Here is an 8,474-nt window from a genome sequence, read left to right as displayed (position 1 = left end):
TGTCCACATCCGTAAAGTCCACCGGCGAGGGACGGAACTGGTCACGGATTTCCCACCGGAGCCGGTTGGAGATCGGAACGATCAGCTCGCCACTGACGACCCCGAAAATCTGATTCCACCTGTCGTCGTGGGTGTAGAACGATCCGGTTGCCCCGGCTTCGAGAGAGAAATCACCGAAGGTCAGGCGCCGCGCATAGGAGGCGCCGAGTTCTCCGGAAAAATAGACGCTGCTTTCCTTGGCAAAGCCCGTGCGTGAACCGCGCACGTTGTCGGTGAAGCCGGCCCCGGCGCCGATGTTGAAGCCCAGGTCGTTCTTTGCGCGCGCGTGGGTCTGGCCGCACGGGAGCAGCCAGGCGATGAGCGCGCCCACAAGAATGACAGTAAATTGGGACCGGGCATGGAGCATGTCAGGGTTGCTAGAGCGCTCCGGCGCCCGAAAGCGGGTCGGGCAGGTAGGGGCTTACGGGGGAATGATAGGGCTCGTCCTGGTCGTCGGAGGGCAGGCCGTCGCCGTCGCCGTTGTCGTCGGGCCCCGGCGTTGGTTTGAACACGAACTGATCGCTGCCCGGTGACAGCCCCGCCGGATCTTCGTCGGTATCCTCCAGGGTGCGGCGCCGTTCGGCCAGCAGCGGCGAGGAAAGGTTCCGCAAAAGCGCGGCCTCGGTCACCGGGTCGCCGGGGGCGCCTTCGGAAAGGCCCAGGTTCTCTGCCACCTTCGCGTAACTCCCGGGGTCGGTCTTCTTCCGCTGCAGGCTCAGGCTTGCCAGCTTGAGGCCCGGTCGCAGGGCGATCTCGATCTTCTGGGGGCCGACATTGAGCAGGACCGAGCCGATGACTTCCTCGGAAAATTCCTGGGAAGCGCGCCGGGCCGGGGGCATGGAGCTGACGCGGCAGCCGTTCACGTCCCAACTGCTGGCGCCGCCGCCGGCGATCATGGCCTTGAGGGTGTAGACCCCCTGCTGCTTCACGTCGACGATGAATACGGCCTTGCTCACGCCGCCTGCAGATTCGAGATACGGCGTATCACCGGTACCCTGCATCTGTGCTTCCGAGCCGGCGGCGTCGTACTCTTCGGCGCTCACGGTGGTGGGTGGCTCATCGGCGTCGGGAAGCAGGTCCTCGCGGTCGAAGGCACGAATCATCGCGGTGGTCTTGTCTGCGAAGTTGAGTTCCTCGGCACTGCCCTGCAGGTCCTCGGGAAGAATGGGCTGCACGCACGGAACATGTACCCGCAGCGACCCCACCTCGCCGCCGGCGGGGACCGCGATGCGCAGCCGGTGCTCACCGGCTTCAAGCCACACGGGGGGCAGTTCCACCTGGGACCACTCCCCGCCGGTATGGAGCGCGATGGGGGCGGCCTCATTGATCTGCCAGAGCTGGGTGCCGCCGCGCACGCGTCCCTCGGCACGAAGCTGTCCGGGGCGGATGAGGAAAAAGCTGTACTCGACCTCGCCGGTGGCCGAGGGGCTCACCACGGAGAGATTTTTCGGATTGTTGGGGTCTTGCTCGCTGCCCAGGGCGATGTTCGGCGTTGCCGTTAGAAAGCCCTGGGGCGGGAGATCCTCATGGGATTTGCCGGCCAGAAACTCTCGCAGGACCTTGCCGCGCTCGGACTCCGGGACAAAAGGAGCCCGGTAGCCGAGACGCTGTGCGAGCTCGGCGGAAAAGTGCTCTGCACTGACCGCTTGCGCATCCGCTGCTGTGGGAAACGAGGTGCCCGCAAGGCACAACAGGATGAAAACAACCAAGCCGCGGAAGCGAAGGTCTGGAAAGACCCGTTTCATACATTCAAACAGGGAGAACGCCGCCCCCGCATCCGTCTCCCCTGGGAATCAATCATAGCCCCGGCGGGCGCCGAACACCACCCCGAAGGTAAAACCATGTAAACGCAACCCCCCGGAGTCATTCAGGTTTGCGCCAAATCACATTCGGGGCCCTCCTGGAACGATCCTGGCGGATGCTTTGTATTTTCGGGACGATATTTCTATCGTTTCGCTCATTCAAACGGTAGAACTGAGTTCATGGCGAATGTTCTGACGAAAGATCAGCTCGTGGCCCGGCTGCAGAGCAACGAGTCCAAGGCGGACCTGGACCTCAAGGGGATCCACCTGCCCAAGGCTTCGCTTCAGGGCGCGCGCCTGGTCGGTCTCGACTTCACCGGGGCGAGCTTCGCCGGGGCCGATCTTTCCGAGGCCGATCTCACCGACGCCAACCTGAGCGGTGTGGACCTGACCGGGGCGCGTCTCTCGCAGGCGGTTCTTCACCGGACCAAGTTTCACAAGACCCAGCTCAAGGGTGCCAACCTCGACGGCGCCGATCTCAAGTCCGCAGAACTCGACGGCACGGCAGCCGAGGGCGTGCAACTGGCCCAGGCCCGCGCGCCCGGCATTGTCTGCAAGGGGGCCTCGTTTCGCGGCGCCCGCATTGAGGGGACCGACTTCGCGGGAGCGGACTTCGAGCAGTGTGATTTTTCCGGCGCATCGCTGGGGCGCAGCACGCTGAGCGATGCGGTCTTCAAGGGCTGCCGTTTCAACGATGCCTCGGTGGCGGAATCACAGGGCAAGGGCGCCAGCTTCGTCTCGTGTGATTTCCACGGCGTGCAACTCGAGCGTGGCGAATATGCGAACTCCCACTGGCGTGAGTGCGGCTTCGCGCAATGCGTGGCCAACGGCACGGCATTTCCAAAGGGGCGTTTCTTCGCCTGCGACTTCAGCGGCGCACGGCTCGCCGCCTGCAATTTCGATGAAGCCGCCTTCGAGGGTGTGAAATTCGAGCGCGCCAACCTGCAGGGCTCCTCCATGCGCTGCGCCTGCCTCGAGGGCGCGGTGGCCACGGAAGTGAACCTCACCGCCGTGCATGCGCAGGGGGCGAGCTTTTACGATGCGACCATGGAGAAAGCCGTGCTCAGCGGCGCGGATCTCTCATTCAGCAACCTCTCGGGCGTGAATCTGCGCGGCGCCGATCTCAGCGGCGCGAATCTCACCGGTGCCGAAGTGCGCGGCGCCTTTCTGCAGGGTGCGCAGGGCGTGAAGGCGAATCTGGCGCAGGCGGACCTTTCCTGGTCGGATCTGCGCGGCGTGCAGCTCTCCCAGCTTGAGGGCAGTGCGCCGGTTGCCTCCGGCGCGGAATTCACGGGCGCGGTGCTCAAGCACTGCCGCCTGCCGGGGATCGTTCTTTCCGGTTCGGATCTTTCGAAAGCTTCCATCGAGGATTGCGATCTCTCCCAGGGCAAGGCCGATCAGGTCGACCTGCGCGGGGCGCAGCTCCTGCGCGTTGACCTTCGGCAGACCAGCCTCTCGGGGGTCAACGCCGAGGGGGCAAACCTCACGCAGGTGATGTCGGACTCCCCGCTCGGCGGGGTGAGCGGGGGCGGGCTCCCTTACTCGGCCCATCACAGCCAGCAGGCCGCGCAGCATCCAGTGACGCCGACGATGCCCATGGCGGCGAATCCGCCGCCCGCACCTGCACCCGCAAAGTCGAACATCTGGCGCGGACCGCCGCCGGTCACGGGACCGCTCTGGCTGAGCCTGCTCTTCGGGCCGGGGGTGCTCATGGGGGTTTACGCCCTGATGGAGCGACCGCTGCTGCCCGAGCCGCTCAAGACCCAGGTGTTTGCCATTGCGCTGCTGGCCAGCGCGGTGTTCCTGCTTCTCTCCTGGTTCTGGTCGGCCGGGGCCTATGCCGGTGAGCGCGCGCGCGGCGGGCCCTCGGGCGCGCTCAGCACGTTCTTTGCCGTAAGCGTGATTTCGATCATCGGCATCGCGGCCAGCACCGCGGGGTTGATCTACTGGCGGGTGATGATGCAATGAACCCAGCGGAAGCAAAAAAACTCGCCAAACAGGCGCGCAAGGCCGCCAAGGGCGGTGACGCCATGGAGGCCGGACGGCTCTTCGAAGCCGCCGGCGAGTACGACGACGCGGTGCAGACCTATCTGGGCGCCGGGGCGACGAACCTGGCCGCCGCGACCTACGCGCGCGCCGGTCGTTACGGCGATGCCGCACCGCTGTATGCGCAGCTCGGCCAGTACATCGTCGCGGGAGAGCACTTCGAGCGCGCCCGCAACTTCAAACAGGCGGCCGAGGCCTATGGCCAGGCCGGGCGACCCTATCGCCAGGCGCGCGCCACCGCGCAGGCCGGTGACTGGAATACTGCGAGCTCCATCTTCCAGCAGCTTGGAATGCCCCGCCGCGCCGCCGAGGTGTGCGCCCGCGCCGGGCAGTCAATCATTGCGGGCCAGCTCTACATGCGCGCCTACGAAGACGCGCTCAAGCGCTTCAAGGACCAGCCCGCCATTGCCGCATCCTACGCCACCCGCGGGCTGGCACGGCAGAGCGGCCTGCTCTACGCGCGCGCCGGAAAGATCGACGAAGCGGTCGAGGTGCTCGAGCGCGCCGAGCTCTTCAGCGAAATTTCGGAAGTGCTGCGCGAAGCCGGCGATGCCAAGCGCGCGGCCGACTACATGGCGCGCAGCGGGCGGCTCGAAGAAGCGGCGCGCACCCTGGCCGAGAGCGGCGACAAGTCTGGTGCCGAGCGCATGCGCGCCGAGATCTGCCTGCAGAAGGGACAGGTGCTCGAGGCTATCTCCCACTTCGAGCGGGCCGGCGAATACGCGCGCGCGGCAGAGCTTCACGAAGAGCAGAAGGACTTTACCAACGCCGCCCGGTTGTTCGAGAAAGCCGGTGCGCATCAGCGTGCGGCCGAAGCGTATTCGGCGATGGGCGATACCCTCAAGGCGGCCCGTGCCTACGAGAGCGCGCAGGCCTGGCACGAGGCGGCCGCCGAGTATCAGAAGAGCGGCGACGCGGCCAAGGCCACCGAGATGTTCGAGAAAGCGGGCGCTAAATTCGAAGTGGGCAAGGCCTATTTCGACCGCGGCCTCTTCGACCAGGCCATCCGCGCGCTCCAGGCGATCGAGGCCGGCGAACCCGACTTCGCCGCAGGCAAGGCCATGCTCGGCGATATTTTCCGCGAAAAGGGCATGCACTCGCTGGCGATCAAGAACTACCAGCTCTCGGTCGGTGACAACGAAGTGCGGCAGGACAACATCCCCGTCTACTACCAGATGGCGATCTGCCTGGAAAAAGAGGGCCAGTACAACAAGGCCCTCAACATCTACGACCAGATCCTGACGGCCGACTACCACTTCCGCGACGTCTCGCAGCGCGTGAACGAGGTGAAAAAACTCATGCAGTCGCGCCCGGCCACGCCCTCGGCGCCGCTGGCGACCTCGGGAGGAATCGGCGCCGGGATCACGGGCTCGGGCAGCAGCGCCGGGCGCTTCGACGCCACCGTCTATCAGGGTGACCAGCAGGCCCCCACCCAGGCGGCCCAGCGCCGTTACGTGGTTGAGTCCGAGCTCGGCCGCGGGGGCATGGGCATTGTCTACAAGGCGCGCGACACGATGCTCGATCGCACGATCGCGCTCAAGGTGTTGCCGCCGGCCTTCAAGACGCACCCGCAGGCCCTGGACAACTTCATGCGCGAGGCCAAGAGCGCGGCCGCCCTCAATCATCCCAACATCGTGACGGTCTATGACGTGGGCGAGGAAGCGGGAGATACCTACATCTCCATGGAATACGTGGAGGGGCGCACCATCAAGGAACTGCTCGTCGAAGACGGGCGCATTCCCTACAAGGCCGCGCTGGTGATTGCCGGGCAAATCTGCAAGGCGATGCAGTACGCCCACGAGAACAACGTCATCCACCGCGACATCAAACCCTCGAACATCATGTGGACCGACAAAAAAGAAGTGAAAATCATGGACTTCGGCCTGGCGAAGATCCTCAAGGACGTGACCAACCAGACCACCCGCGTGGCCGGCACGCCCTATTACATGTCGCCAGAGCAGACAACGGGCGAGGGCGTCGATCACCGGACGGATCTCTATGCGCTGGGCGTCACGCTCTTCGAAATGGTCACGGGGGAGCTGCCCTTCCCGGAGGGCGATATTGCCTATCACCACGTCCACACGCCGCCACCGTCGGTGAAGCAATACGTTCCGGAGATTCCCGACGACTTCGCCGATGTGGTGCTCAAGCTGATGGCCAAGAACAAGGACGCGCGCTACCAGAGCGCCGACGAAGTCTTCGAGGCCCTCAAGAAGGCCGTCTCAGGAAAATGATGTTCGTGTGAGAGCGGCGCGGCAGCCTAGCGCCCGGCCTTTTTCTTCTTCCAGCCGATCACCTTGCCACCCTTGAAAAAGATCCCGACCATCTCGCCATCCTTGCGGTAGGTCCAGACCTCGTCGGCCTTGTCCGTGGCGGGGCTGCCGATCTGCGTGGGCTCTCCCAGCGCCAGTTCCACCGCGGCGCGGGGGAATCCCTTGCGAATGGTGCGGCGCACGCAGAAGGCCTTCCAGTTGGCGGGCCATTGGGAGTTGCGGATGCGTTCAAGGCGCGGGATCAGCTCAGTGAGGTCCGGGTCTTCTTCCAGCCAGGTGAGCGAAGCGGGCACGTAGCCCACCTGTTGGCGCAGGTGCTCGACCTTGTCGTCGAACTGCACCTCGTGCCACTTGCCGTCGGGGCTGCGCATGCCGGTCAGCGTGAGTTCGTGGTTGCGCTTGCTGCCGATCAGGTTGGCCGCATCGGGTGTCTTGTAGACTGGTACCGAAGGCTTCGAGAGCGGGCCCGAATCGTCAGGCAGCTCGAGGACCCAGCCCCTGGCACGCTTGCGCTTGATGCGCCGGTCCTCGCGCAGGACGATCTCGTACCAGGTCTGCGAGCCTTCTTTATCGGCCTCGACCTTGCTGACCACCTTGTAGGGGGAAAACTCCGGGCTCTTCTCCAGCACGGGCTGGGAGAAACCCGGGCGCTCGCGAATCTCTACTTCGCCGAGCACGATGACCCAGTTCTCGGCATGGGCGAACCGGGATGCCAGAAGGATTGCCAGGAAGATGATGCCGAAAGTCAGGCAGCGCACTGCCAGTGTTCGCGTTGTCACGCGGGTGTCTCCGGGATGTTTGCCCTCACCCCTATGAATATCAGATCAGTGGTCCCAGCTCCAGCTCTGAAGTGACTGGGTGAACTGGGGTTCGAACTCCGGGTAATCCGAGTCCAGACACCAGAACAGTATCTGGTAGCCCTTTTGTCCATTCACGGCGTAGGTGGCCATGTAGCGGATCATCAGCCCGCCCATTTCCATGATGAACTCGGCGCGGCGGCTGGGCACGCCGCCCAGGTTGATGTCCACCTCGCGAACCACGCGGAACTCTTCGGCGCGCAGCTTCAGGCGATCCAGCGCCAGCGATTCCAGCCCTTCGGACGAGAGATCAGTGGGTTCGACCAGTACCGTGCCGAAGGCCAGCTTTTCCTTGTGTCCCAGTGCAACCAGGGCGCGGGCATTGCTGTCGGATTCGGAGAGGTTCTGGGGCTCCTGATACTCCCACTGCTGGTTGGGCAGTTGCAGCAGGTGCACCACCTCGGGATCGGCCAGGTCGGCTTCGGACACCGGGGTTTCTTCTTCAGGGAAAAACTCGATGGCGTAGATCTGCTGGAGCACTTTGTCGATCACGCCCAGGCGCGAGAGGATGATGCCGAAGACAGCCACACCGACCAAGATCGCGCCGGCAAAGAGCCAGCGATCCATGCCGCGGGGCAGGGGCGTCTGGCAGCGCTTGCAGTGCAGCGCCCAGTTGTTGTTCTCGGTCCCGCATTCAGGGCAGATCATTCCGAGGATTGTACTCCCTCAATGCGGCGGCGCAATTGGTCGATTCCATCCCCGGTGGTGCTGGAAATGGCCAGCGCGTGCTCGGCGTAGCCGGGCAGGACGTCCTCGGCAAAGCGCCTGATCTGGGCCTTGAGCTTGGTCTTGGGCACCTTGTCGGCCTTGGTGAAGACGATCTGGATGGGAATCTCGCACTCGCCCAGAAAGTCGATGAGCATTTTGTCGAGGTCGCTGGCCCCGTGGCGCGCATCGAGCAGGACGATCACCAGGGCCAGGTTCTCGCGCTCCTGCAGGTAGGCGTTGATGTGTTTACCCCAGGCATTGCGCTCGCTCTTGGATACCTTGGCGTAGCCGTAGCCCGGCAGGTCAACCAGGCAGAGCTTGGCGGAGAGTTCGAAGAAGACGATCTGGCGCGTGCGGCCGGGCGTGCCGGAAACGCGCGCCAGCGCCTTGCGCCCTACGAGGGCGTTGAGCAGCGAGCTCTTGCCGACATTGGAGCGGCCTGCGAAGGCGACTTCGGCGGCCTTGTGCTTTGGCCAGTGGGCGGGCGCGCTGGCGGCAAGGATGAACTCCGCATCCTGCCAGCGACGCGAGCCCTTCGCCCCGGGGGCTTTTCGCATGGGTTACCTCAGCCGGGGCTGCCGTAGGAGTGGAGCCCGGACAGGAAGAGGTTTACCCCCAGGTAGGTGAAGATCACAACACCAAATCCGGCAATGGCCAGCGAGCTGGCCTTGCGACCGCTCCACCCGCGCGCCATGCGCATGTGGATGTAGGCGGCGTAGGTGAGCCAGGTAATGAGCGCCCAGGTCTCT

General features: G+C 64.6%; 8 protein-coding genes. 2 read left to right on the top strand and 6 right to left on the bottom strand.

All coding sequences use genetic code 11. The features are described 5' to 3' along the window. The coding region (locus KDH09_08300; GenBank protein MCB0219678.1) for a hypothetical protein at positions 1 to 406 on the bottom strand (406 nt) is incomplete at its 3' end. Positions 407 to 416: 10 nt separating this feature from the next. Beyond that, positions 417 to 1,784, bottom strand: a complete 1,368-nt coding sequence (locus KDH09_08295) for a hypothetical protein (GenBank protein MCB0219677.1) — start codon at positions 1,782 to 1,784, stop codon at positions 417 to 419. A gap of 237 nt (positions 1,785 to 2,021) precedes the next feature. On the opposite strand from KDH09_08295, the gene KDH09_08290 reads away from it, so the two are divergent. After that, the gene (locus tag KDH09_08290; protein ID MCB0219676.1) at positions 2,022 to 3,809 is read left to right on the top strand and encodes a pentapeptide repeat-containing protein; all 1,788 of its coding nucleotides are present in this window, start codon (positions 2,022 to 2,024) and stop codon (positions 3,807 to 3,809) included. Continuing rightward, positions 3,806 to 6,121 (top strand): protein kinase, encoded by a 2,316-nt coding sequence (locus tag KDH09_08285; GenBank protein MCB0219675.1) that lies wholly within the window; start codon positions 3,806 to 3,808, stop codon positions 6,119 to 6,121. Before KDH09_08290 ends, KDH09_08285 begins: the two co-directional genes overlap by 4 nt. A 26-nt stretch (positions 6,122 to 6,147) precedes the next feature. On the opposite strand, the gene KDH09_08280 is transcribed toward KDH09_08285, so the two are convergent. The 4 genes from KDH09_08280 to ccsA all read right to left on the bottom strand — a co-directional run. Continuing rightward, positions 6,148 to 6,939: a hypothetical protein gene (locus KDH09_08280; GenBank protein ID MCB0219674.1), complete on the bottom strand. Its 792-nt coding sequence runs from the start codon at positions 6,937 to 6,939 to the stop codon at positions 6,148 to 6,150. A 45-nt stretch (positions 6,940 to 6,984) separates the two neighbouring features. Next, the gene (locus tag KDH09_08275) at positions 6,985 to 7,665 is read right to left on the bottom strand and encodes a zinc ribbon domain-containing protein (protein MCB0219673.1); all 681 of its coding nucleotides are present in this window, start codon (positions 7,663 to 7,665) and stop codon (positions 6,985 to 6,987) included. After that, on the bottom strand, positions 7,662 to 8,282 hold the full coding sequence (locus KDH09_08270) for a YihA family ribosome biogenesis GTP-binding protein (GenBank protein MCB0219672.1): 621 nt from the start codon (positions 8,280 to 8,282) through the stop codon (positions 7,662 to 7,664). The genes KDH09_08275 and KDH09_08270 overlap by 4 nt, the downstream gene beginning before the upstream one ends. Before the next feature lie 8 nt (positions 8,283 to 8,290). Further along, positions 8,291 to 8,474, bottom strand: a 184-nt coding sequence (gene ccsA / locus KDH09_08265) for a cytochrome c biogenesis protein CcsA (protein MCB0219671.1), incomplete at its 5' end; no start/stop codon positions are given.

This window comes from Chrysiogenia bacterium (assembly GCA_020434085.1).
Lineage (GTDB): Bacteria > JAGRBM01 > JAGRBM01 > JAGRBM01 > JAGRBM01 > JAGRBM01.
This window is presented reverse-complemented; position numbering and strand designations above follow the sequence as displayed.